Genomic DNA, 22,269 nt, shown 5'->3' with positions numbered 1-22,269 from the left:
GGTCAGCGGGTGGCGAAGACCGCGTTCCAACGCCCGGCCGCCCCGTCGTTGCCCTTGCGGGCGCCGCTGAGCGTGAGCGTCTTGTCGCTGCCGATGGTGACGAGCACCAGGGCGTTGTGGAACTCGTTGTCGCCGGCCGCGATGTCCCAGGCGATGAGCCGCTTGTCGTCGACCCAGGCGAGCAGTTGCTGTCCGCGGATCTTGTGCAGCCGCTTGCCGGTGTGGGGATCGAGGATCTCGGAGGCGGTCGTCCTGCCCCCGCCCGCGAAACCACCGGCCGCGAGCTTGCCGTCCGGGGAGAGCCGCGCCTCCACCGACCAGGTCAGGTACTTCTCGTCGGCCGGCTTGGCGACCTTGTCGCCCTTCAGGTCGTAGAACTGGTCGTGCGGTTCCGAGGTCAGCCCGGAGTAGACCAGCTTCGCGTCTCGGCTGAAGGCGAAGTCCTGACGGGCGTTGAGGACGCCCATCTCCTCGCCGTCGTCGGGGACGACCTCGCTCCAGTCGGCGTTTGCGGAGTCGACGTCGACGACGTAGAAGCCGGTCCGGTACGACGTGGACCAGTCCGGCTGGAAGTCGTTCTTCTTGCCGTCGCCGTCGGAGTCGTAGTCCACCCGGTTCAGCAGGTCGGGGTTCTTGCTGTAGGTGGTGGCGACGAGCTTGGTGCCGTCGGTGGAGAACTCCACGCTCGCGACGCCCCGGTCGACCGGGATCCAGCGCTCGACCTTGCCGGTGAGCAGGTCGAGGAGTCCGATCCGCTCGGCGGGCAGATCCTTCTCCAGGACGGCGGCGGTCCGCATGCCGGGGGCGACCGAGACCTGGGACCAGCGGGTGTCCTTGACGTACTTGCCGGTCTCCTGGTCGAGGATCCGGTAGGTACGTGCCCTGACCGCGGTGTCCTTCGAGGTCCTGACGGTGTCCGAGGTGTACCACGCGGCCAGCGCCACGTCCCCGGCCGCGATCAGGTCCCGCGGCGGTGACTGGTCGGGGTGGGCGATGATGTCGCTCTTGTTCATCTCGGTGGCGAGCCGTACCTCGTCCTTGCCGGAGTCCAGCAGCGGCGCGGCCACCGCGACGGCGACCACGGCGGCGGTGGCCGCGGCGACGGTCGCGATCGACCGGTTCCGGCGGCGGCGCCGGACGGTCAGCACCCGCTCGGCGAAGCCGGGGGTCAGGGGCGGCTGTTCGGCGGCCTGCTCCCGCAGGGAGTCGCGCACCAGTTCGTCGACGTTCACGGACGCACCTCCACGGGCGAGAAGTCACGGGACGGGGTCTGCTCGGCGGCGGCGGGCCCGAGCAGGGCCAGCTCGGGCGCGAGTTCGCGCAGCCGGGCCAGCGAGCGGTGGGTCGTGGACCGGACGGTCCCGACGGAGCACCCGAGGATCCGGGCGACCTCGCCCTCGGGCAGGTCCTCGAAGTAGCGGAGCACCAGCACGGTCCGCTGGCGGGCGGTGAGCCGGGCCAGCGCCCCGCGCATCACGAGCCGCAGTTCCACCCCGGCCGCCCCGTCGGCGGCGCGGCTCTCGGGCGGCTCGGCGACGGTCAGCTCCCGGCGCCGCCACTTCAGCCGCCACCGGCTGACCTGCTGCCGGTAGAGGATCCGCCGTACGTACGCCTCGGGCTCGTCGATCCGCTGCCAGCGCCCGGCGGCCTTGATCAGCGCGTTCTGCAGCAGGTCCTCGCCGGCGTGCCGGTCCCCGCCGCTCAGCAGTACGGCCGTCTTCAGCAGAGCGGACGACCGCCCCGCCACGAATTCCCGGAAACTCTCCTGCCCCGCGGCATCCATCGTCACCTTCTCTTCCCTGGCGGGCCCCGTGTCCCGCCCCTGTGCCCCTAGTGACGCGCGGACCCGCGCCCGGCTATGCCGCCCCGGGGAAGAAAGTCGTGCGGGTGGTGGAGGACGGACGGTGGGAAACGCCGCGGGCCCGCACGCGCGTCGAGCGCGTACGGGCCCGGATTCCCGACGGCGGCCGGGTCAGCCCCAGCGGTACCCGTCACCGAACAGCAGGGTGTGCTCCAGCACGTCCTCCATCGGGTCGTCGACCTGGCCGACGTTGACGAGCCCGATGCGGGGGCCGTTGTGCGAGGAGGTGTTGGTCTCGTCCGCGTACGCGGCCCCGGCCGGAAGCCAGCACAGCGTCGCCCCGGCCAGCACCCCCGTGACCACGCGCGCCACACCCCTCGCCCGGTCGTTCCTCATCCTTCGGCCCCTCATCTCGTCGGCCCCTCATTTCGTCGGCTCGGCAGCTGATCGGACTCCGTGTCCGCCCGTTCATCTGCCTGGACCGCGCGAAGGTCACGGCGAGTAACCCGTACGTGGGGCCTTGATGATCAGTTGTGGCTGTGCAGGATGTCGTTCAGGCCGCCCCAGACCGCGTTGTTCGGGCGGGCCTCGACCGTGCCGGTGACCGAGTTGCGGCGGAAGAGGATGTTCGAGGCGCCGGAGAGGTCGCGGGCCTTGACGACCTGGCCGTCGGGCATGGTGACGCGGGTGCCGGCGGTGACGTAGAGGCCGGCCTCGACGACGCACTCGTCGCCGAGGGCGATGCCGACGCCCGCCTCGGCGCCGATCAGGCAGCGCTCGCCGATGGAGATGATGACGTTGCCGCCGCCGGAGAGCGTGCCCATCGTGGAGGCGCCGCCACCGATGTCCGAGCCGTCGCCGACGACGACGCCGGCGGAGATCCGGCCCTCGACCATGGACGTGCCGAGGGTGCCCGCGTTGAAGTTGACGAAGCCCTCGTGCATGACCGTGGTGCCCTCGGCGAGGTGCGCGCCGAGGCGGACGCGGTCGGCGTCGGCGATCCGCACGCCCTTGGGGGCGACGTAGTCCGTCATGCGCGGGAACTTGTCGATCGAGGTGACCTGGAGGTGCAGGCCCTCGGCGCGGGCGTTGAGGCGCACCTTCTCGATGTCGTCGACGGCGACCGGGCCGAGCGAGGTCCAGGCGACGTTGGCGAGGAGGCCGAAGACGCCGTCCAGGCTCTGTCCGTGGGGCTTGACCAGGCGGTGGGAGAGCAGGTGGAGGCGCAGGTAGGCGTCGTGCGTGTCGAGCGGCTTCTCGTCGAGCGAGGAGATGACCGTGCGGACCGCGACGACCTCGACGCCCCGGCGCGTGTCCTGACCGAGCGCGGCGGTCGCGCCCCCGCCCAGCAGCTCGGCGGCCCGCTCGGCGGTCAGCCGCTCGGTGCCGGAGGGGCCCGGCTCGGCCGCCAGCTCGGGCGCGGGGTACCAGGTGTCGAGAACGGTGCCGTCGGCGGCGATCGTGGCGAGGCCGGCGGCCACGGCGCCGGTGGAGCGGGGAGCAGTCGTGTCGGTCATGAGGGCAACCTAACCGTCCGGGGCCGGTACGGGCCAACCCGCGACGCGGCCGTCTCAGGAGCCGGGCACTTTACGGACATACGGCACCGGGCGGTCCGCCCGCCCCTGTGGCACGGGCCGCCCTCGTTCAGGGGCCGAGGTCGGTCGCGCCCGCCCGCCTCGTCCACGACGGCCCCGCTGATGAGCGAACTGCCACCGGCCACCTTTCCGCCCCTGATCTGCCGCGTACCGGAACGTCGTATGTCTCCGGGTCGATCAGCCAGTACCGGTCGGCTGCCGTTCCCTCGCCAGGAGGGCGGCGACCTCGGCGCAGTCCTGCTCGGCCTGGCTGCTGCCCTTCTCCGCGGGATGCCGCACAGCCAGGGGCGGGCGTCGGCCCGGGTCCGGTCGTGGCGGCCGGGGATGCGGAACGCCGTCAGGAAGGATCACCGCTCGCGCGGGCATGCTCAGGGGATCACCCGCGCCAGCACCTCGCGCGCGTACTCCTCGTCGTACGGCGCCCCCGTCAGCAGGACCTGCAGACAGATGCCGTCGATCAGCGCGACCAGCGCCCGCGCGGTCACCGGGTCGGTGCGGCGGGCGAGCGTGTCGGCGAAGGCGCGGGCCCACTCGTCGGCGACGGGCCGCAGCGCGGGTCGGCGCAGGGCGGCGAGATACAGCTCGTACTCCACCTCCAGGCCCGTCCGGTCGCCGCTGAACCACTCCCCGCCCAGCGCGGCCAGTTCGGCGGCGAGGTCGGTGCTCGGGTCGCGCAGGGCCTGGCGCGCGGCGACGGCCTTCGCCAAGCCCTCGTTGGCCTGGCGCAGCGCGGCGACCATCAGATCGTCGAGGGTCTTGAAGTGGTACGTCGTCGAGCCGAGCGGTACGTCCGCCTCGGCGGCCACGCTGCGGTGGCTCAGCCCGGCGATGCCCTTCGCCCCCACGACCCGGATCGCGGCGTCGATGATCCGCTGCCGCCGCTCGGGGTCGTAACGCCGGGCCATCAGTGGGCGCCTCCCAGGTTCAGCACCACCACTCCCGCGATGATCAGCACGATCCCGGCGACCTTGGCGAAGCTCAGCCCCTCCCCGAAGAGGACCAGCCCGAGCGCGGCGACCGTCGCGGTGCCGACGCCGGACCAGATCGCGTACGCCGTGCCGATGGACATCGACTTCAACGCCTGGGCGAGCAGCACGAAGGAGACGAGGTACCCCACGCCGGTGACGACCGACGGCCACAACTTGCTGAAGCCCTCGCTGTACTTCATGGCGGTCGTGGCGGCCACTTCGGCGGCTATGGCGCCGGCGAGCAACAGATATCCCATGTGTACGAGCGTACACATCATATGTACGGTTGTACACATCGCGTGTAGTGGCGCGCTTATGGGCGGAATTGGCCGCCGTCACCCCCCAAGAGGCCCTCGTTTCGGGGCCGTTCCGTTATGGAAGCGCTCACCGAAAGGGCTCCCCGCGCGTCACTTGGTGAACTACTGTTTCAACGGTCAATCTCCCGAATGTGTGACGACCGCCAGGGTTTGCACACACCGGTGACACGTACCACCCTCCCTGATCCGCATGACGAATTTGCGTCCGCCTGTGGCGACGCCGAGGGAACCGCGCATGCCGCCGACTAAGCCCGGACCTGATCCGGACCAGACCCCGCCCAGCCTTCCGATGCTCAGATCCGCGAAGGTGTGGGAGACCGGGGTCGCCCCGAACGACACCCGTATACCGGGCACCCGCCGCCTCTGGCTGGCCGGTGCCCTCGCTCTCGCCGTGGTCTCCTCCTGCGTCACGGCGATCACCCTCCAGGGCTCGGGACCTGACGACTCGTCGGACAAGAACGCCCGCACCACCGCCGCCGACGACCGGGTTCCCACCGCGTCCCTCCCGCCCACGTCGCCCCCCGCGACCTCGGCACCGGACGGCAAGAGCGGTCTGTCGGAGCCGCAGGGCTCCGAGGACGACCCCGAGAAGGACGGGGACAAGAGCAAGGGCGAGGACTCCAAGGGCTCCGGCTCGTCGGACGACAAGCAGCAGGGCGGCTCCGAACCGACCGCCAAGCCGTCGAAGACGACCTCGCCCGCCAAGAACCCGCCGTCCTCGTCGAACACCCGCAAGTCCGTCCAGGCGGTCAGCTACCCGGACCGGTACTGGCACCTGAGCAACGGCGCGATCCGGCTCGACTCGGTGGGCTCGTACAGCGGGGGCGAGACCAGGGAGGACTCCTCCTTCAAGGTGGTCTCCGGGCTCGCCAAGTCCTCGTGCTACTCCTTCAAGATGGCCGACGGTCGCTACGTACGGCACCAGAACTTCCGGCTCCGCGTCAGCGGCAACGACGGCTCGGAACTCTTCCGCCAGGACGCCACCTTCTGCCCCATGCAGTCCCCGCACTCGGACGCCGTGATGCTGCAGGCGGTCAACTACCCCGACCGCTTCCTGCGCCACAAGAACTTCGAGCTGGTCCTGGACCCGTACGGCTACAACACCAACGGACGGCAGGACTTCTTCTTCCGCCTGGTGAAGGGTCTCGGCTGAGCGACGGGACACCCGCCCGCACATGAGTGTGGCCCCCGGCGAATGTATTCGCCGGGGGCCACACTCATGACCGATGGATCTCAGACGTTGAACCCGAGCGCCCTCAGCTGCTCGCGGCCGTCGTCGGTGATCTTGTCGGGGCCCCACGGGGGCATCCAGACCCAGTTGATGCGCAGCTCGTTGACGATGCCGTCCGTGGCGGACTTGGCCTGGTCCTCGATGACGTCCGTCAGCGGGCAGGCCGCGGACGTCAGGGTCATGTCGATCGTCGCGATGTTCGCGTCGTCGATGTGGATGCCGTAGATGAGGCCCAGGTTGACGACATCGATGCCCAGTTCGGGGTCGACGACGTCGTACAGGGCCTCGCGGACCTCCTCCTCGGAGGCCGGCTTCATCTCCAGGGTCTCGCTCATGCCGTCTTCCTTTCGACGTCGGCGTCGGCGCCCAGCGCCTGGGCCGTCGCGTCCTTCCACGCCATCCAGCTGAGGAGGGCGCACTTGACCCGGGCGGGGTACTTGGAGACACCGGCGAACGCGACCGCGTCCTCCAGCACCTCCTCCATCGCGTCGTCCGGCTCGATCTTCCCCTTGGACTGCATCAGCTCCAGGAAGGTCTCCTGGATCTTCCGCGCGTCGCCGAGGTCCTTGCCGACCAGGAGGTCGTTCAGGACCGAGGCCGACGCCTGGCTGATCGAACAGCCCTGGCCCTCGTACGACACGTCCTGCACGGTCGTGCCGTCGTACTTCACTCGCAGGGTGATCTCGTCGCCGCACGTCGGGTTCACGTGGTGCACCTCGGCGTCACCGTCCCGCAAGCCCCGGCCGTGCGGGTGCTTGTAGTGGTCCAGGATGACTTCCTGGTACATCGAGTCCAGCTTCATGCGATCGTTCGTCCCCTCAGCCGAAGAAGTTCCGTACGTGCTCCAGGCCGTCGACCAGGGCATCGATCTCGGCCGGGGTGGAGTACAGATAGAACGACGCTCGGGTGGTCGCGGGAATTCCGTAGCGCAGGCAGACGGGGCGGGCGCAGTGGTGGCCGACCCGGACCGCGATGCCCTGCTCGTCGAGCACCTGACCCACGTCGTGCGGGTGGATGTCGCCGAGCGTGAAGGAGATCGCCGCGCCCCGCTCCTCGGCCGTGGCCGGGCCGATGATCCGCAGGTCCGGGACCTCCGTCAGCCGCTTCACCGCGTACTCGGTGATCGCGTGCTCGTGAGCGAGGATCTTGTCCATGCCGATCGCGCTCAGGTAGTCGATCGCCGCGCCCAGACCGACCGCCTGCGCGATCGGCGGGGTGCCCGCCTCGAACTTGTGCGGGGCGGGGGCGTACGTCGACGAGTGCATCGACACCGTCTCGATCATCTCGCCGCCGCCGAGGAACGGGGGCAGGTCCTCCAGCAGCTCCTGGCGGCCCCAGAGCACACCGATGCCCGTCGGACCGCACATCTTGTGGCCGGTGAAGGCCACGAAGTCGGCCTGGAGGGCCTGGACGTCCAGCGGCATGTGCGGCGCGGCCTGCGAGGCGTCGATGCAGACCAGGGCGCCGACCTCCTGCGCCCGGCGCACTATCGCCTCGACGGGGTTGACCGTGCCGAGGATGTTGGAGACCAGCACGAAGGAGACGATCTTCGTCTTCTCGGTGATGATCTCCTCGATGTTGGAGAGGTCGAGGCGGCCGTCGTCGGTCAGCCCGAACCACTTCAGCTTCGCGCCCGTGCGCTGCGAGAGCAGCTGCCACGGCACGATGTTGGAGTGGTGCTCCATCTCCGTGATGACGATCTCGGTCTCGGCGTCCACGCGGTAGGGCTCGTCGGCCCAGCCCAGCATGTTCGCCACGAGGTTCAGCGACTCGGAGGCGTTCTTGGTGAAGATCACCTCGTCGCGCGAGGGAGCGTTGACGAACGCGGCGACCTTGTCGCGCGCGCCCTCGTACAGCGCCGTGGCCTCCTCGGCGAGCACATGCACACCGCGGTGGACGTTGGCGTTGTAGCGCTCGTAGTACTCGCTCAGGGCGTCCAGCACCTGGCGCGGCTTCTGCGAGGTCGCCGCGTTGTCCAGGTACACGAGCTTCTTACCGTCGTGGACCTGGCGGTCCAGGATGGGGAAGTCCTTGCGGATCGCCTCGGTGTCGAGGAGGCCCGGCAGCTGTGTCACGCGGATGCGCCACCCTTCGTGTATACCTCGTAGCCCTCGTTCTCCAGCTTGTCGGCGAGCTCGGCGCCGCCGGACTCGACGATGCGCCCGCCGGAGAAGACGTGGACGAAGTCGGGCTTGATGTAGCGCAGGATGCGCGTGTAGTGCGTGATCAGCAGGGTGCCGACCTCACCGGTCTCGCGGACGCGGTTGACGCCCTCGGAGACGATGCGCAGGGCGTCGACGTCCAGACCGGAGTCCGTCTCGTCGAGGATCGCGACCTTGGGCTTGAGGAGCTCCAGCTGGAGGATCTCGTGGCGCTTCTTCTCACCGCCGGAGAAGCCTTCGTTGACGTTGCGCTCGGCGAAGGCGGGGTCCATGTTGAGGCGCTGCATGGCCTCCTTGACCTCCTTCACCCAGGTGCGGAGCTTGGGGGCCTCGCCGCGCATGGCGGTGGCGGAGGTGCGCAGGAAGTTGGAGACCGAGACGCCGGGGACCTCGACCGGGTACTGCATCGCCAGGAACAGGCCCGCGCGGGCGCGCTCGTCGACGGACATCTCCAGGACGTCCTCGCCGTCGAGGGTGACGGTGCCGCCGGTGATCGTGTACTTCGGGTGACCCGCGAGGGAGTAGGCGAGGGTCGACTTGCCGGAGCCGTTCGGGCCCATGATGGCGTGTGTCTCGCCCTGCTTCACGGTGAGGTCGACGCCCTTGAGGATCTCCTTCGTGGCGTTGTCGGCCTCGACGGTGACGTGCAGGTCGTGGATTTCAAGCGTTGCCATGGATGCCTCAGGACTCCTGGGAGAGGGAGACGAGCACGTCGTCCCCTTCGATCTTTACGGGGTATACGGGGACGGGGCGCGTCGCGGGAAGGCCGGACGGTTTGCCGGTTCTGAGGTCGAACGCGGAGCCGTGCAGCCAGCACTCGATCTGGCAGTCCTCCACCTCGCCCTCGGAGAGCGAGACGTTCGCGTGGGAGCAGATGTCGTGGATGGCGAACACCTCGCCCTCGGTCTGTACGACCGAGACCGGCGTGCCGTCGAGTTCCACCCGCTTCGGGGTGTCCTTCTCCAGCTCGCTCAGCCCGCAGGCGCGTACGTAGGTGGTCATCGGGCCGATCCAGACACAGTCTCCAGCTCCTCGTCGATCTTCGCGAGGAGGCGGTCCTGGATGTCGTCGACACCGATCTGCTGGACCAGTTCGGCGAAGAAGCCGCGGACGACGAGGCGGCGGGCCTCGTCGGCCGGGATACCGCGGGCCATCAGGTAGAAGAGCTGCTCGTCGTCGAAGCGGCCGGTCGCGGAGGCGTGGCCGGCGCCGACGATCTCGCCGGTCTCGATCTCCAGGTTCGGCACCGAGTCGACCCGGGCGCCGTCCGTGAGGACCAGGTTCCGGTTCATCTCGTAGGTGTCGGTGCCCTCGGCCTTGGCCTCGATGAGCACGTCGCCGATCCACACCGCGTGGGCGCGCTCGCCCTGGAGCGCGCCCTTGTAGACGACGTTGGACTTGCAGTGCGGGACGTTGTGGTCGACCAGGAGGCGGTGCTCCTGGTGCTGGCCGGCGTCCGTGAAGTACAGGCCGAACAGCTCCGCCTCGCCGCCGGGGCCGGCGTAGGTCACGCGCGGGTGCAGGCGTACGACGTCGCCGCCGAAGGTGACCACGACGGACTTGAAGGAGGCGTCGCGGCCGACCAGGGCGTTGTGCTGGGCGACGTGCACGGCCTTGTCGTCCCAGTCCTGGACGGAGACGACGGTCAGCTTCGCGCCGTCGCCCAGGAGGTAGTCGACGTTGGCGGCGAGCACGGCGTCGCCGGTGTGGTCGATGACGACGACGGCCTCGGCGAAGGCGCCCAGCTCGATCACCTGGTGGGCGAAGGCGGTGCCGCCCTCACCGTGCACGGCGATGCGGATGGGCTCGGTGAGGACCGTCTCCTTGGGGACGGTGATCACGCCGGCCTTCTCGAACGCCGAGTACGCCTGGGCGGCGACGCGGTCCACCGGGGTGCCGGCCCTGCCGAGGCGCGCGTCGTCACGGCCGACGGCCTCGACGGTGACGCCCTCGGGGGCCTGGACGTCGACCTTGAGGCCGTCGCCGGTGGCGACGGCGGTGCCGTCGTGCAGCCCGCGCAGGCGCTCCAGCGGGGTGAACCGCCACTCCTCCTCGCGGCCGTGCGGCACGGGGAAGTCCGCCACGTCGAAGGACGGGGGCGCGCTCATGCGCGTGGCGACGGTCGACTCGGCGGCCACCGCGATCTGGCCCGCGGTGGTGGATCCCACGGGGATGTTCTGAGCCTCAGCCATGGCTGTCGGTCTGCTCTCTTCCTACGTCAAGAAATCTGGCTACTGCCGGCAGGGACGGTCTTAACCGACCGCGCCTTCCATCTGCAGCTCGATCAGCCGGTTGAGCTCAAGGGCGTACTCCATCGGCAGCTCCTTCGCGATGGGCTCGACGAAGCCGCGCACGATCATCGCCATCGCCTCGAACTCGCTCAGGCCACGGCTCATCAGGTAGAAGAGCTGGTCGTCGGAGACCTTGGAGACGGTCGCCTCGTGGCCCATGGACACGTCGTCCTCGCGGACGTCCACGTACGGGTAGGTGTCCGAGCGGGAGATGGTGTCGACGAGCAGCGCGTCGCACAGCACGTTCGACTTGGAGCCGTGGGCGCCCTCGCCGATCTCGACCAGGCCGCGGTAGGAGGTACGGCCGCCGCCGCGCGCCACCGACTTGGAGACGATGTTGGAGGAGGTGTTCGGCGCCATGTGGACCATCTTGGAGCCGGCGTCCTGGTGCTGGCCCTCGCCCGCGAAGGCGATGGAGAGGGTCTCACCCTTGGCGTGCTCGCCCATCAGGTAGACGGCCGGGTACTTCATGGTGACCTTGGAGCCGATGTTGCCGTCGATCCACTCCATGGTCGCGCCCTCGTACGCCACGGCGCGCTTGGTGACCAGGTTGTAGACGTTGTTCGACCAGTTCTGGATGGTCGTGTAGCGGCAGCGGGCGCCCTTCTTGACGATGATCTCGACGACCGCGCTGTGCAGGGAGTCCGACTTGTAGATCGGGGCCGTACAGCCCTCGACGTAGTGGACGTAGGCCCCCTCGTCGACGATGATCAGCGTCCGCTCGAACTGGCCCATGTTCTCCGTGTTGATACGGAAGTAGGCCTGGAGCGGGATCTCCACGTGCACGCCCTTCGGCACGTAGATGAAGGAACCGCCGGACCACACCGCGGTGTTCAGCGACGCGAACTTGTTGTCGCCGACCGGGATGACCGTGCCGAAGTACTCCTTGAAGAGCTCCGGGTGCTCCTTGAGGGCGGTGTCCGTGTCGAGGAAGATGACGCCCTGCTCCTCCAGGTCCTCACGGATCTGGTGGTAGACGACCTCGGACTCGTACTGGGCCGCGACACCGGCGACGAGGCGCTGCTTCTCCGCCTCGGGGATGCCGAGCTTGTCGTACGTGTTCTTGATGTCCTCGGGCAGGTCCTCCCAGGACTCCGCCTGCTTCTCCGTGGACCGCACGAAGTACTTGATGTTGTCGAAGTCGATGCCCGACAGGTCCGAGCCCCAGTTCGGCATGGGCTTCTTCTCGAACAGGCGCAGGCCCTTGAGGCGGAGCTTGGTCATCCACTCCGGCTCGTTCTTCTTGGCGGAGATGTCTCGGACGACGTCCTCGTTGATACCGCGCTTGGCAGAGGCACCGGCCACGTCGGAGTCGGCCCAGCCGTATTCGTAGTTGCCCAGACCCTCGAGCTCGGGGTGGGCGGTCTCCTCGATGGGGAGCGTCATGCGGGGTTCCTCCCGGCGGTACGTGCAGATGCGGTGTCGGTGGCTGTCTTGGAAATTCTGGGGATGAACGTCGTACAGACGCCGTCGCCGTGGGCGATGGTGGCCAGCCGCTGGACGTGCGTGCCGAGCAGTTCGGCGAACAGCTCGGTCTCGGCCTCGCAGAGCTGCGGGAACCGCTCGGCGACATGGGCCACCGGGCAGTGGTGCTGGCAGAGCTGCTCCCCCTGGTGGGGGTGGGGCGCGCTGCGCGCCGTAGCAGCGTACCCGTCGGCGCTCAGGGCCTTGGCCAGGGCTTCGGTCTTCTCTTCGGGGTCCGCGGCCTCGACGGCCCGACGGTAGGCGCCGGCCTCGGCGGCGACCCGGGCCCGGGCGAAGGCGGCGACAGCCTGCTCCCCGCCCTCCTGGTCGGCGATCCAGCGGAGCGCGTCCATGGCGAGCTTGTCGTAGGACTGGTCGAAGGCGTCCCGGCCGCAGTCCGTCAATGCGAACACCTTGGCGGGGCGCCCGCGCGTGCGCGCGCCGTAGACACGCTGCTCGCGGGGCTGCACGACGTCGTCCCCGACCAGCGCGTCGAGGTGACGGCGGACGGCCGCCTGGGTGAGTCCGAGCCGCCCGGCGAGGTCGGCCACCGTGGACGGGCCGTGGGACAGGATGGACCGCGCGACACGGTTGCGGGTGGACCGCTCACCGGTCGCGAGTTCCTCCTGCGGAGCCTCGCCGACGTTTTTCACAACGCCATTGTTGCGTAATTCCTCAGAGAGGGGCAAGCCGCGCCGGACGGGCGGGCGGTGCCGTGCATCACTTAGGCAAACCTAAGCCGACCTGGGGAAACGATCACTGATCGATCGAAGGGCTGGCGCCTCGAAGGGTGCTCCGGAAGACTGCCACACCATGTCGACAACCCCTCCCACCGGCCCACTTGTCACCCGCGCCGGACTGGCGGCGGACCTGCGCGCCGCCGGTGTCGAACCCGGCGAGACCCTTCTCGTGCACACCTCGCTCAGCGCGCTCGGATGGGTCTGCGGAGGTGCCGTCGCGGTCGTCCGGGCGCTGCTCGACGCACTCGGTCCGGAGGGCACCCTGGTCGTCCCCAGCCAGACCGGCGACCTGTCGGATCCCGCGCTCTGGTCCCGGCCACCGGTGCCGGAGGAATGGTGGGAGCCCATTCGGGCCGCCATGCCCGGCTACGACCCCGCGATCACGCCCAGCCGCGGGGTCGGGGTGATCCCCGAGACGGTACGGACCTGGCCGGGCGCCCGGCGCAGCGCGCACCCCCAGACCTCCTTCGCGGCGATCGGCCCGGCCGCGGCGGCGATCCTCGCGGACCACGCCCCCGACTGCCGCCTCGGCGAGCGCAGCCCGCTGGCCCGGCTGGAGCGGGCGGGCGCCCGGGTGCTGCTGCTCGGCGCGGGCTACGACACCTGCACCAGCTTCCACCTGGCCGAGTACCGGATACCCGCACCGCTGGTCGAGGTCGGCCGGCCGGGCCCGGACGGCTGGGAGGTGGTGACCGAGGTGTCGATCGACTCGGACCGGTTCGACGAACTGGGCCACGACTTCGAGCGCGACCGGGGCATCCGCCGGACCAGGGTGGGCGGGGCGGACGTACGGCTGTTCCCGGTGGCCGACGCGGTGGCGTACGCCGAGCGCTGGCTCCCGGTGCACCGTCCCCGTGAGGAGGAGATCTCCGGACCCGGCCGCCTCGGCGCCCGGCCGCGTCCCTAGACTCGGCCCCATGCGAAGTGACCCCGTGGTCCAGGTCCGGTCCCTGGTGAAACGGTACGGCGACAAGACCGCGGTGGACGGCCTGGACCTGACGGCCCGAGCGGGCGTCACCGCCGTCCTCGGCCCCAACGGCGCGGGGAAGACGACCACGATCGAGACCTGCGAGGGTTACCGGAAGCCGGACTCCGGCTCGGTGTCGGTCCTCGGTCTCGACCCGGTCCGCGAGGCCGCGGCGCTGCGTCCCCGGATAGGCGTGATGCTGCAGTCCGGCGGCGTCTACTCCGGCGCCCGCGCCGACGAGATGCTCCGGCACGTGGCCGAACTGCACGCCCACCCCCTCGACGTGGACGCCCTGATCGAGCGCCTGGGCCTCGACGGCTGCGGGCGTACGACCTACCGCCGGCTCTCCGGCGGCCAGCAGCAGCGGCTCGCCCTCGCGATGGCCGTGGTCGGCCGCCCAGAGCTGGTCTTCCTCGACGAGCCGACCGCCGGCCTCGACCCGCAGGCCCGCCGGGCCACCTGGGAGCTGATCCGGGACCTGCGCAGGGACGGCGTCTCGGTCATCCTCACCACGCACTACATGGACGAGGCCGAGCAGCTCGCGGACGACGTCGCGATCATCGACGGCGGCCGGGTCGTCGCCCAGGGCGCGCCCGAGGAGCTGTGCCGGGGCGGCGCCGAGAACACCCTGCGCTTCACCGGGCGCCCGGCCCTCGACGTCGGCTCCCTGCTCAAGGCCCTCCCGGCGGACTCCGCAGCCGCCGAACTGACGCCCGGCGTCTACCGGGTGACCGGCAAGATCAACCCGCAGCTCCTCGCGACCGTCACCTCCTGGTGCGCCCAGCACGGGGTGATGCCGGACCGGATCTCGGTGGAACGGCACACCCTGGAAGACGTCTTTCTTGAGCTGACCGGCAAGGAGCTGCGTTCATGATCCCGGCCAACACACGGACCGGCCGGGGGTCCGGGGGTTGCCCCCCGGAAGGGCACAGCCTGGAGCTGACGGGCAAGGAGCTGCGTTCATGACCGCGAGGACGAACACGGGCACCGGCACGTACGCGCCGAAGCCGGGCGCCGCCCCCCTGCCCCGCATGATCGCGGCGCAGGCGGCCCTGGAGACGAGGATGCTGCTGCGCAACGGCGAGCAGTTGCTTCTGACGGTCGTCATCCCGACCCTGCTGCTGGTGCTGTTCGGCTCGGTGGACATCGTCGACACCGGCGAGGGCCAGGCGGTCGACTTCCTGGCGCCCGGCATCCTGGCGCTCGCCGTGATGTCGACGGCCTTCACCGGTCAGGCCATCGCCACCGGCTTCGAGCGCCGCTACGGCGTGTTGAAGCGGCTGGCCGTCTCACCGCTCCCCCGCTGGGGCCTGATGACCGCGAAAACACTCTCCGTGCTGGTCACGGAGATCCTCCAGGTGGCCCTGCTCACCGTGATCGCCTTCGCGATGGGCTGGAACCCGCACGGCAACCCCTTGGCCGTGCTGCTCCTGCTCGTCCTCGGTACGGCCGCCTTCTCGGGCCTCGGCCTGCTGATGGCGGGCACGCTGAAGGCGGAGGCGACGCTCGCGGCGGCGAACCTGGTCTTCCTGCTGCTGCTCGTGGGCGGCGGTGTCGTCGTCCCGCTCGACAGGTTCCCGGACGCGGCCCAGAGCGCGCTCGGACTGCTGCCGATCTCCGCGCTGTCGGACGGGCTGCGGGACGTGCTCCAGCACGGCGCGGGCATGCCGTGGGGGGACCTCGGGATCCTGGCCGTCTGGGCGGTGCTCGGGCTGGGCGCGGCGGCCCGGTTCTTCCGCTGGGAGTAACCGCAGCTCAGCGCCCCGGCCATACCCTCGTGAACGCGTGCACAAGCGGCACGCCTACCATGGTGGGCGTGCCGAAACCGACCCGCGACGACCTCGTCTCCGCTGCGCGCAACCCGCTCGCCTTCATCGCCGACCGCTGGACCCCGGACCCCAGAACGGTCCGCCGGGCGGCCCTCGCCGCCCTCGTCATGGCGGTGGTCATCGTGGTGACCGGCGGTGCCGTGCGGCTCACCGGGTCGGGCCTCGGCTGCCCGACCTGGCCCAAGTGCACCGACGACTCGCTCACCGCGACCCGTGAGATGGGCGTCCACGGCTACATCGAGTTCGGCAACCGCATGCTGACGTACGTGCTGTGCGCGGCGGTCGGCTGGGCGATCGTCGCCGCGCGCTCGCAGAAGCCGTACCGGCGCAGCCTGACCCGGCTGGGCTGGGCGCAGTTCTGGGTCGTCATGAGCAACGCGGTGCTCGGCGGCATCGTCGTCCTGGTCGGCCTCAACCCGTACACGGTGGCCGCGCACTTCCTGCTCTCCACCGCGCTCATCGCCGTGGCCGCCGTGATGTGGCACCGCACCGGCGAGGGCGACACCGCCCCGCGTCCGGTGGTCGGCCAGGCGGTGCGGCAGCTGGTGGCGATCCTGGTAGGTGTCACGCTGCTGCTGATCGCGGTGGGCACGGTCGTCACGGGCGCCGGCCCGCACGCGGGTGACTCAAGCGAGGTCCATCGCATCCCGCTGAACTGGGAGAACGTCACCAAGCTGCACGCGGTGCTGGCCTGGATCGTGGTGACGCTGGCCTTCGCCCTGTGGTTCGTCCTGAAGGCGGTGGACGCCCCGCGCGCGCCGCTGGACCGCACCCGCGACCTGTTCCTGGTCCTCCTCGCCCAGGGCGCCGTCGGCTACGTCCAGTACTTCACCGACCTCCCCGAGATCCTGGTCGGCGCCCACATGCTGGGTTCCTGCCTGGTGTGGATCGCCACCCTGCGCGTCCTGCTGTCCCTGCGCGAACGCCCGGCGGACGAGACGGACGCGCCGGGACCGGCCGTCACGGAGACGCCGGTCGCCGCGCACGGCTGAGTCCGGGACGGGCCCGCGCCCGCCGCGTCAGCCGTAGGTCCGTACGAGGTCGTCGATCGCGGGGGCCAGGAACCGGCGGGTCAGCTCGCCCCGGTGCCGTACCTCCTCGGTCCGCTGCCCGTACCGGCGCCGCCTGATGTCCTCGACCACCTCGACGGGCGCGCCCAGGGTGGGCAGCAGGTCCAGGGCCTCGCGCTTGGAGATCAGCCGGCCCTCACGCAGGGTGGCGGTGGCGCGGGCGAAGGTGAGCAGCCCGAGGTCGACCCAGATGTCCCGGTCCCACAGGTGGGCCTTGTCGAGCGCCGGGCGCCAGAACTCCCGCTGGTCGCGGACGACGAAGGCGTTCAGCTCGGTGTCGGAGACCGGTGGCAGCAGCGCCCCGGGCGGTTCGCCGTGCAGGACGAGACCGAAGGTGTGCAGCTCGCGCCGGGTGACCGGGGTGACCGTGCGCCGGAACAGCCGCTCGTGCGCCCAGGTGAGGTGCGGGCGCCCGGCGTCGGCCGCCGTGGGAGGCGTCAGGTACGTGCAGTGCAGGTTCGCCGCCTGCGGCGCGTGGCGCAGGCGGGCGTGCAGGCGTCCCGCCCGCCAGGCGGTCCGGGCGGTGACCGGGCCCTCCACGACGGCGATCAGGTCCAGGTCGCTGCGGCCCTCCTGGTAGTCGCCGCCGCCGAGGGAGCCGTGGGCCCAGACGGCGAGCGGGGAGAGGTCCCGCAGTTCGTCGAGGAAGCGTCCGACCAGGGCCGCGGTCTCGGTTGCGGCCGCGGGTAAGCCGGCGGTCGTGTCGCTGTCTGTCATGCGGGCCAGTCTCACCCACTCACTCCAGCCCGTACACCCGCCGGGCGTTCCCCGCCGCGATCAGTCCCGCCACGCGCTGTGCGTCCACCGGTGACCAGGCGCCCTCCGCCACCCAGGTCCCCAGCACCCGGGCCAGCGCCTCACGGAACAGCCGGGCCCCGACCACGTGCAGCTCGGGCAGGCCGTGGGCGCCGCTGGAGAAGAGGAGCTTGCCGAAGGGGGCGAGTTCGAGGACCTCGGCGAGCACGGCGGCGGCCCGGGCGCCGGTGCGCACGAGTTCGGCGCCCAGGTCGACGTGGACGTGCGGGAAGACCCCGGCGAGGTGGGCCGCCTGACGGTGGTACGGGTAGCCGTGCAGCAGGACCAGGTCGGTGCCGAGGCCCGCCGTGGCGCGGGCGAAGTCGGTGAGCAGGACGGGGTCGGTGGCGTCGATGCGCAGGCCGGGTTCGCCGAGGCCCGCGTGGAGCTGGAGGGGGCGGCCCGAGGCGACGGCGATCCACAGCAGATGGCGCAGGAGGACGGGGTCGGTGAGCGCCCCGCCGACCGGCCGGTGCGCGAGCCAGCGCCCCACCGCGCCGCGCACCTCTCCCGGGCCGGGCGGCTCGGGCGCGAACGCCAGGCCGTGCCGTACGCCCGCCACCGAGGTGAAGGCGACGGCGTTCGCGGCGGCCGCGTGCACCGACTCGGCGAGATTGGCCAGGAACGACTCGACGGTGCCGGAGGTGTCGGCGACCTGTTCGGCGAGCAGTTCGAGGCGGACGATCTCGTGGGCGTCCGCCTCTCCGGTGGAGGCCATCTCGCCCGGCCCCGTGAGGTCGCCGGGCAGCCCCGTGTCGACGAGGTAGGTCGTGATGCCGCTGCCTCGCAGGAGTCTGCGGCCGGCCTCCAGGACGCCCAGTTCGCGGCGCCGGGCCAGATAACGGGCCGGCGGGCAGTGCGGTTCCAGACCGAGCAGGGGCGGGCACCAGCGGCGTACGGCGAAACCCGTCTGGGTGTCGAAGAAGGTGGTGCCGGGCGCGGGCGGGCCCTCGCTGCGCGCGAGGTGGGCCTCGAAGGTGCCGAGGCCCAGCTCCGTGCGCAGTACGCCGTGGCAGTACTGGTCCACGAGGGACGGCGTTTCGATCATCCGAGCTCCCCGAGGCCGACTCCGTCGTTCACGGGGCCTAACGGGCGAGCCGGGCTCAGGTGTTGCTGTTCTTCGGACCGCCGACCTGGATTCCGGCCATGCGCGACCACTCGTAGGGGCCGGTGGTGACCTTGGCCGCGAACTCGCCGTCGAAGTCCTCGTGGACGGTGACGCCGGCCTTCCGCACGGCGGCCTCGGCGATGGCGTGGGTGGGGGCCACGAGGTCGCCCCAGCCGCCGTCCTCGCCGACCAGGACGATCCGGGCGCCGATCTGGCCGATGTAGGCGACCTGGGCCTCGGCTCCTCCGTGAGCCTTGGCGAAGGTGCCGATCTGCTTGGCCAGCTGGGTCGCTCGGCGCTCGGCCTTCGCGGCGGCCTTGGCTTCCCTGGCCTCGTCTGCCTGCTTCGTGTCTGACATGGTCAGGATGCTACCGATGGGTAGTGCGAGCGGCGATGGTGGCCCGAGTGGGCTTCGCCACTCGCCGTCGTACGTCGCGGTGAGTGGGTGCGTGACGCCCGTCGTGGTTGCTCGCGCGGTTCCCCGCGCCCCTCACGGGGCGCGCCTCAGCGCAGGAAGGGGTCCACCGCGACCGCCACGAAGAGCAGCGACACGTAGGTGATCGACCAGTGGAACAGGCGCATCTCCTTGAGCTTGCCGCCGGTCGCGCCGCCCTTCGCGCGGGTCTGGAGGGCGTGCGCCTCCCAGAGCCACCAGCCGCCGGTGACCGCGGCGACCGCCGTGTAGAACCAGCCGGTGTAGCCGAGCACGGTCAGCATCAGGGAGACCGCCACCATCACCCAGCTGTAGAGGACGATCTGACGGGCGACGACCTTGTTGGAGGCGACCACCGGGAGCATCGGGACGCCGACCCGGGCGTAGTCGTCCTTCACCTTCATGGACAGGGGCCAGTAGTGCGGCGGAGTCCAGAAGAAGATGACGAGGAAGAGGATGACCGCGGCCCACGACATCGAGTTCGTGACGGCGGACCAGCCGATGAGGACCGGCATGCAGCCGGCGATGCCGCCCCAGACGATGTTCTGCGACGTACGCCGTTTGAGGATCATCGTGTAGACGACGACGTAGAAGAGGAGCGCCCCGAGTGACAGCCAGGCGGACAGCCAGTTGACGAGGAGTCCGAACCAGGCGGTGGAGACGGCCGCGAGGGTGAGGCCGAAGACCAGACCCTCACGCGGGGTGACCATGCCGGTGACCAGGGGGCGCTGCGACGTGCGCTCCATGAGCGCGTCGATGTCCCGGTCGATGTACATGTTGAGCGCGTTGGCGCCGCCCGCCGAGAGGTAACCGCCGACGCAGGTGGCGAGCACCAGCCAGAGGTCCGGGACACCCTGTTCCGCCAGGAACATCACCGGAACCGTGGTGATCAGCAGTAGTTCGATGATCCGCGGCTTCGTGAGCGCCACGAAGGCCATGACGCGGGCCCCGATCGGCCGCTGACCCCGGCTGCTGCTCGTGCTGCTCGCGCCCAGCACGCCCGGTGGACGGGATTCGACGGCCGTCACGCACACCCCTGACAGAGACTCCTCAGCAAGCCTCCGGATGTGAACTCCCCGTGACGGCTCGCGCGTACCACGCCACTGTAGACGTTGCCCAGAGCCAGCCTTTCAAGGGGGTGGGGTCGTGTTTGTGGGTGCCCCGCGGCGGGCCGGACACACTTGCGTTGAGCAGTCGGATGAGCGGGTCCGTATTCAGATGTCGAACAGCGGAACCCCCTGGTCTCAGCATGCGAACCACTGGTCGGGAGGCGGACGGGACACAGTCCCGGCAGTCTGTAATGACTCGAAAAAATGCGCGTTCCTACGGGGGTAGGCTCGACAACGGCCGGTGCCGTGAAGAACACCGGCACGAGACATGTGGAGAGGAGCCCTGACCCAGGGTGAGCACCAAGCCGACCACTACAGACCTCGCGTGGACCGAATTGGACCAGCGGGCCGTCGACACCGCCCGGATCCTGGCCGCCGACGCCGTCCAGAAGGTCGGCAACGGCCATCCGGGGACGGCGATGAGCCTTGCGCCCGCCGCGTACACCCTTTTCCAGAAGGTGATGCGCCATGACCCCGCCGATCCCGACTGGGTGGGCCGTGACCGGTTCGTCCTGTCCGCCGGCCACTCCTCCCTGACCCTCTACATCCAGCTGTACCTGGGGGGTTTCGGCCTGGAGCTGGAGGACCTGGAGTCCTTCCGCACGTGGGGTTCGAAGACCCCGGGCCACCCCGAGTACGGGCACACCAAGGCCGTCGAGACGACGACCGGGCCGCTGGGCCAGGGGGTGGCCAACGCGGTGGGCATGGCGATGGCCGCCCGTTACGAGCGCGGGCTGTTCGACCCGGAAGCCGCTGTCGGGGAGTCGCCGTTCGACCATCACGTCTTCGCCGTCGCCGGTGACGGCTGCCTGCAGGAGGGCATCTCCGCCGAGGCGTCCTCGCTGGCCGGTCACCAGAAGCTCGGCAATCTGGTGCTGCTGTGGGACGACAACCACATCTCCATCGAGGGTGACACCGAGACGGCCGTCTCCGAGGACGTCACCCAGCGGTACGAGGCCTACGGCTGGCACGTGCAGCGGGTGGAGCCCAAGGAGAACGGCGACCTCGACCCGGTCGCGCTGTTCGCGGCGATCGAGGCGGCGAAGGCGGTCACCGACAAGCCCTCGTTCATCGCGATGCGTTCGATCATCGCCTGGCCGGCGCCGAACGCGCAGAACACCGAGGCCGCGCACGGCTCGGCGCTCGGCGCGGACGAGGTCGCCGCCACCAAGCGGGTGCTGGGCTTCGACCCGGACAAGAGCTTCGATGTCGCCGCCGAGGTCATCGAGTACACGCGCGCGCTGGGTGAGCGGGGCCGTGAGGCGCGTGCCGTCTGGGACAAGCGGCTGCAGGAGTGGCGTGACGGCAACGCCGGGCGGGCTGCGGAGTTCGACCGGATCAGCGCGGGCGAGCTGCCTGAGGGCTGGGAGTCGCATCTGCCGGAGTTCGAGACGGGCAAGGGTGTCGCCACGCGTGCCGCGTCCGGCAAGGTCCTCCAGGCGCTGGGCGCGGTGATCCCGGAGCTGTGGGGCGGCTCCGCCGACCTCGCCGGTTCCAACAACACCACGATCGACAAGACGTCGTCGTTCCTCCCCGCGGACAACCCGCTGCCGGAGGCGGACCCCTACGGGCGCACGATCCACTTCGGCATCCGTGAGCACTCCATGGCCGCGGAGATGAACGGCATCGCGCTGCACGGCAACACCCGTATCCACGGCGGCACGTTCCTGGTGTTCTCCGACTACATGCGCAACGCCGTACGCCTGTCGGCGCTGATGCAGCTACCGGTGACGTACGTGTGGACGCACGACTCCATCGGTCTCGGCGAGGACGGCCCCACCCACCAGCCGGTCGAGCACCTGGCCTCGCTGCGGGCGATCCCGGGCCTGAACATCGTCCGCCCCGCCGATGCCAACGAGACGGCGATCGCCTGGGCCGAGATCCTGCGGCGGCACGCCACCGACCCGGCCCCGCACGGGCTGGCGCTCACCCGGCAGGGCGTGCCGACGTACGCGCCCGACTCCCGGGCGGCGAAGGGCGGTTACGTGCTCCAGGAGTCCTCGACCGGGACCCCGGAGGTGATCCTGATCGCCACGGGTTCCGAGGTGCAGCTCGCCGTCGGCGCCCGGGAGCGGCTGGAGGCCGAGGGGGTCGGGACGCGGGTCGTGTCGATGCCGTCGGTGGAGTGGTTCGAGGAACAGCCGCGCGAATACCGCGAGCACGTGCTGCCGCCGTCCGTGAAGGCCCGCGTGGCGGTCGAGGCGGGGATCGGTCTGACCTGGTACCGCTACGTCGGTGACCACGGCCGCATCGTCTCCCTCGAACACTTCGGCGCCTCCGCCGACGCGAAGACGCTGTTCGCCGAGTACGGCTTCACCTCCGAGCACGTCGTCGCCGCCGCGAGGGAATCACTCACCGCCGTGCGCGGTTGACGCGAGCGCCTGAAGGA

At 70.5% G+C, this 22,269-nt stretch carries 24 protein-coding genes; 6 read left to right on the top strand and 18 right to left on the bottom strand.

Going from position 1 to position 22,269, the window contains the following annotated elements:
• Positions 1-2: 2 nt before the first annotated feature.
• The 6 genes from STRBO_RS0113620 to STRBO_RS0113595 form a co-directional block, all read right to left on the bottom strand.
• Positions 3-1,232 (bottom strand): hypothetical protein, encoded by a 1,230-nt coding sequence (locus STRBO_RS0113620; RefSeq protein ID WP_005477871.1) that lies wholly within the window; start codon positions 1,230-1,232, stop codon positions 3-5.
• The gene (locus STRBO_RS0113615) at positions 1,229-1,783 is read right to left on the bottom strand and encodes a SigE family RNA polymerase sigma factor (RefSeq protein ID WP_005477872.1); all 555 of its coding nucleotides are present in this window, start codon (positions 1,781-1,783) and stop codon (positions 1,229-1,231) included. The genes STRBO_RS0113620 and STRBO_RS0113615 overlap by 4 nt, the downstream gene beginning before the upstream one ends.
• 189 nt (positions 1,784-1,972) lie before the next feature.
• Positions 1,973-2,197: a hypothetical protein gene (locus STRBO_RS0113610; protein ID WP_005477873.1), complete on the bottom strand. Its 225-nt coding sequence runs from the start codon at positions 2,195-2,197 to the stop codon at positions 1,973-1,975.
• A gap of 131 nt (positions 2,198-2,328) precedes the next feature.
• Positions 2,329-3,318 carry a 2,3,4,5-tetrahydropyridine-2,6-dicarboxylate N-succinyltransferase gene (dapD, locus tag STRBO_RS0113605; protein ID WP_005477874.1) on the bottom strand — a complete coding sequence of 330 codons (990 nt, stop codon included), beginning with the start codon at positions 3,316-3,318 and terminating at the stop codon, positions 2,329-2,331.
• A 446-nt stretch (positions 3,319-3,764) separates the two neighbouring features.
• A complete protein-coding gene (locus STRBO_RS0113600; RefSeq protein WP_005477876.1) occupies positions 3,765-4,301 on the bottom strand; it encodes a TetR/AcrR family transcriptional regulator in 537 nt (178 codons plus the stop codon).
• Positions 4,301-4,621, bottom strand: a complete 321-nt coding sequence (locus STRBO_RS0113595) for a DMT family transporter (protein ID WP_005477877.1) — start codon at positions 4,619-4,621, stop codon at positions 4,301-4,303. Before STRBO_RS0113595 ends, STRBO_RS0113600 begins: the two co-directional genes overlap by 1 nt.
• A 349-nt stretch (positions 4,622-4,970) precedes the next feature.
• Here STRBO_RS0113595 and STRBO_RS0113590 point away from each other — a divergent pair, with 349 nt between their 5' ends.
• Positions 4,971-5,834, top strand: a complete 864-nt coding sequence (locus STRBO_RS0113590) for an AbfB domain-containing protein (RefSeq protein WP_005477878.1) — start codon at positions 4,971-4,973, stop codon at positions 5,832-5,834.
• Positions 5,835-5,914: 80 nt separating this feature from the next.
• Here the strand turns inward: STRBO_RS0113590 and STRBO_RS0113585 are convergent, their stop codons facing one another.
• Genes STRBO_RS0113585 through STRBO_RS0113550 form a run of 8 tightly spaced genes read right to left on the bottom strand, consistent with a single transcriptional unit; the run spans position 5,915 to position 12,482 of the window.
• Complete coding sequence (locus STRBO_RS0113585) at positions 5,915-6,247, bottom strand: metal-sulfur cluster assembly factor (RefSeq protein ID WP_005477879.1); 333 nt, start codon at positions 6,245-6,247, stop codon at positions 5,915-5,917.
• Positions 6,244-6,714 carry a Fe-S cluster assembly sulfur transfer protein SufU gene (sufU, locus tag STRBO_RS0113580; protein WP_005477880.1) on the bottom strand — a complete coding sequence of 157 codons (471 nt, stop codon included), beginning with the start codon at positions 6,712-6,714 and terminating at the stop codon, positions 6,244-6,246. Before sufU ends, STRBO_RS0113585 begins: the two co-directional genes overlap by 4 nt.
• 16 nt (positions 6,715-6,730) lie before the next feature.
• A complete protein-coding gene (locus STRBO_RS0113575) occupies positions 6,731-7,987 on the bottom strand; it encodes a cysteine desulfurase (protein ID WP_005477881.1) in 1,257 nt (418 codons plus the stop codon).
• Positions 7,984-8,748 (bottom strand): Fe-S cluster assembly ATPase SufC, encoded by a 765-nt coding sequence (gene sufC / locus STRBO_RS0113570; RefSeq protein WP_005477882.1) that lies wholly within the window; start codon positions 8,746-8,748, stop codon positions 7,984-7,986. Before sufC ends, STRBO_RS0113575 begins: the two co-directional genes overlap by 4 nt.
• 7 nt (positions 8,749-8,755) lie before the next feature.
• Positions 8,756-9,076 carry a non-heme iron oxygenase ferredoxin subunit gene (locus STRBO_RS0113565; protein WP_005477883.1) on the bottom strand — a complete coding sequence of 107 codons (321 nt, stop codon included), beginning with the start codon at positions 9,074-9,076 and terminating at the stop codon, positions 8,756-8,758.
• Positions 9,073-10,266, bottom strand: coding sequence for a Fe-S cluster assembly protein SufD (gene sufD, locus STRBO_RS0113560; RefSeq protein ID WP_005477885.1), 1,194 nt, complete (start codon positions 10,264-10,266; stop codon positions 9,073-9,075). The genes STRBO_RS0113565 and sufD overlap by 4 nt, the downstream gene beginning before the upstream one ends.
• A gap of 60 nt (positions 10,267-10,326) precedes the next feature.
• Positions 10,327-11,751 carry a Fe-S cluster assembly protein SufB gene (gene sufB / locus STRBO_RS0113555; RefSeq protein WP_005477887.1) on the bottom strand — a complete coding sequence of 475 codons (1,425 nt, stop codon included), beginning with the start codon at positions 11,749-11,751 and terminating at the stop codon, positions 10,327-10,329.
• A complete protein-coding gene (locus tag STRBO_RS0113550; RefSeq protein WP_005477889.1) occupies positions 11,748-12,482 on the bottom strand; it encodes a helix-turn-helix transcriptional regulator in 735 nt (244 codons plus the stop codon). Before STRBO_RS0113550 ends, sufB begins: the two co-directional genes overlap by 4 nt.
• A gap of 160 nt (positions 12,483-12,642) precedes the next feature.
• On the opposite strand from STRBO_RS0113550, the gene STRBO_RS0113545 reads away from it, so the two are divergent.
• The 4 genes from STRBO_RS0113545 (at position 12,643) to STRBO_RS0113530 (ending at position 16,357) form a co-directional block, all read left to right on the top strand.
• A complete protein-coding gene (locus STRBO_RS0113545) occupies positions 12,643-13,476 on the top strand; it encodes an AAC(3) family N-acetyltransferase (protein ID WP_005477891.1) in 834 nt (277 codons plus the stop codon).
• A 10-nt stretch (positions 13,477-13,486) separates the two neighbouring features.
• Complete coding sequence (locus STRBO_RS0113540) at positions 13,487-14,410, top strand: ABC transporter ATP-binding protein (RefSeq protein WP_028796636.1); 924 nt, start codon at positions 13,487-13,489, stop codon at positions 14,408-14,410.
• Positions 14,411-14,498: 88 nt separating this feature from the next.
• Positions 14,499-15,284: an ABC transporter permease gene (locus STRBO_RS0113535; protein ID WP_005477895.1), complete on the top strand. Its 786-nt coding sequence runs from the start codon at positions 14,499-14,501 to the stop codon at positions 15,282-15,284.
• Between the two features lie 59 nt (positions 15,285-15,343).
• The gene (locus STRBO_RS0113530; RefSeq protein ID WP_005477898.1) at positions 15,344-16,357 is read left to right on the top strand and encodes a COX15/CtaA family protein; all 1,014 of its coding nucleotides are present in this window, start codon (positions 15,344-15,346) and stop codon (positions 16,355-16,357) included.
• A gap of 27 nt (positions 16,358-16,384) precedes the next feature.
• Here the strand turns inward: STRBO_RS0113530 and STRBO_RS0113525 are convergent, their stop codons facing one another.
• The 4 genes from STRBO_RS0113525 to STRBO_RS0113510 form a co-directional block, all read right to left on the bottom strand.
• Complete coding sequence (locus tag STRBO_RS0113525; RefSeq protein ID WP_005477899.1) at positions 16,385-17,152, bottom strand: nucleotidyltransferase domain-containing protein; 768 nt, start codon at positions 17,150-17,152, stop codon at positions 16,385-16,387.
• Between the two features lie 19 nt (positions 17,153-17,171).
• A complete protein-coding gene (locus STRBO_RS0113520) occupies positions 17,172-18,278 on the bottom strand; it encodes an amidohydrolase family protein (RefSeq protein ID WP_005477900.1) in 1,107 nt (368 codons plus the stop codon).
• 55 nt (positions 18,279-18,333) lie between these two features.
• The gene (locus tag STRBO_RS0113515) at positions 18,334-18,696 is read right to left on the bottom strand and encodes a hypothetical protein (protein ID WP_005477901.1); all 363 of its coding nucleotides are present in this window, start codon (positions 18,694-18,696) and stop codon (positions 18,334-18,336) included.
• Positions 18,697-18,842: 146 nt separating this feature from the next.
• Positions 18,843-19,799, bottom strand: coding sequence for a heme o synthase (locus STRBO_RS0113510; protein WP_005477902.1), 957 nt, complete (start codon positions 19,797-19,799; stop codon positions 18,843-18,845).
• A gap of 374 nt (positions 19,800-20,173) precedes the next feature.
• Between STRBO_RS0113510 and tkt the strand changes: the two genes are divergently transcribed.
• A complete protein-coding gene (tkt, locus tag STRBO_RS0113505; protein ID WP_020114315.1) occupies positions 20,174-22,252 on the top strand; it encodes a transketolase in 2,079 nt (692 codons plus the stop codon).
• Positions 22,253-22,269 lie beyond the last annotated feature (17 nt).

Origin of the sequence: Streptomyces bottropensis ATCC 25435 (assembly GCF_000383595.1) — a bacterium.
GTDB lineage: Bacteria > Actinomycetota > Actinomycetes > Streptomycetales > Streptomycetaceae > Streptomyces > Streptomyces bottropensis.
Note: the sequence above shows the minus strand (reverse complement) of the source record. Positions and strands in the feature narration are given on the sequence as shown.

Excerpts from the sequence above, each read along its gene's own strand:
- STRBO_RS0113545 (WP_005477891.1), top strand. The coding sequence starts at position 12,643 with ATGTCGACAACCCCTCCCACCGGCCCACTTGTCACCCGCGCCGGACTG.
- STRBO_RS0113600 (WP_005477876.1), bottom strand. The coding sequence starts at position 4,301 with ATGGCCCGGCGTTACGACCCCGAGCGGCGGCAGCGGATCATCGACGCC.
- STRBO_RS0113535 (WP_005477895.1), top strand. The coding sequence starts at position 14,499 with ATGACCGCGAGGACGAACACGGGCACCGGCACGTACGCGCCGAAGCCG.
- STRBO_RS0113585 (WP_005477879.1), bottom strand. The coding sequence starts at position 6,247 with ATGAGCGAGACCCTGGAGATGAAGCCGGCCTCCGAGGAGGAGGTCCGC.
- sufD (WP_005477885.1), bottom strand. The coding sequence starts at position 10,266 with ATGGCTGAGGCTCAGAACATCCCCGTGGGATCCACCACCGCGGGCCAG.
- sufC (WP_005477882.1), bottom strand. The coding sequence starts at position 8,748 with ATGGCAACGCTTGAAATCCACGACCTGCACGTCACCGTCGAGGCCGAC.
- STRBO_RS0113540 (WP_028796636.1), top strand. The coding sequence starts at position 13,487 with ATGCGAAGTGACCCCGTGGTCCAGGTCCGGTCCCTGGTGAAACGGTAC.
- STRBO_RS0113520 (WP_005477900.1), bottom strand. The coding sequence starts at position 18,278 with ATGATCGAAACGCCGTCCCTCGTGGACCAGTACTGCCACGGCGTACTG.
- STRBO_RS0113615 (WP_005477872.1), bottom strand. The coding sequence starts at position 1,783 with ATGGATGCCGCGGGGCAGGAGAGTTTCCGGGAATTCGTGGCGGGGCGG.
- STRBO_RS0113595 (WP_005477877.1), bottom strand. The coding sequence starts at position 4,621 with ATGGGATATCTGTTGCTCGCCGGCGCCATAGCCGCCGAAGTGGCCGCC.
- STRBO_RS0113610 (WP_005477873.1), bottom strand. The coding sequence starts at position 2,197 with ATGAGGAACGACCGGGCGAGGGGTGTGGCGCGCGTGGTCACGGGGGTG.
- STRBO_RS0113525 (WP_005477899.1), bottom strand. The coding sequence starts at position 17,152 with ATGACAGACAGCGACACGACCGCCGGCTTACCCGCGGCCGCAACCGAG.
- STRBO_RS0113515 (WP_005477901.1), bottom strand. The coding sequence starts at position 18,696 with ATGTCAGACACGAAGCAGGCAGACGAGGCCAGGGAAGCCAAGGCCGCC.
- STRBO_RS0113565 (WP_005477883.1), bottom strand. The coding sequence starts at position 9,076 with ATGACCACCTACGTACGCGCCTGCGGGCTGAGCGAGCTGGAGAAGGAC.
- STRBO_RS0113590 (WP_005477878.1), top strand. The coding sequence starts at position 4,971 with ATGCTCAGATCCGCGAAGGTGTGGGAGACCGGGGTCGCCCCGAACGAC.
- dapD (WP_005477874.1), bottom strand. The coding sequence starts at position 3,318 with ATGACCGACACGACTGCTCCCCGCTCCACCGGCGCCGTGGCCGCCGGC.
- sufB (WP_005477887.1), bottom strand. The coding sequence starts at position 11,751 with ATGACGCTCCCCATCGAGGAGACCGCCCACCCCGAGCTCGAGGGTCTG.
- sufU (WP_005477880.1), bottom strand. The coding sequence starts at position 6,714 with ATGAAGCTGGACTCGATGTACCAGGAAGTCATCCTGGACCACTACAAG.
- STRBO_RS0113530 (WP_005477898.1), top strand. The coding sequence starts at position 15,344 with ATGGTGGGCGTGCCGAAACCGACCCGCGACGACCTCGTCTCCGCTGCG.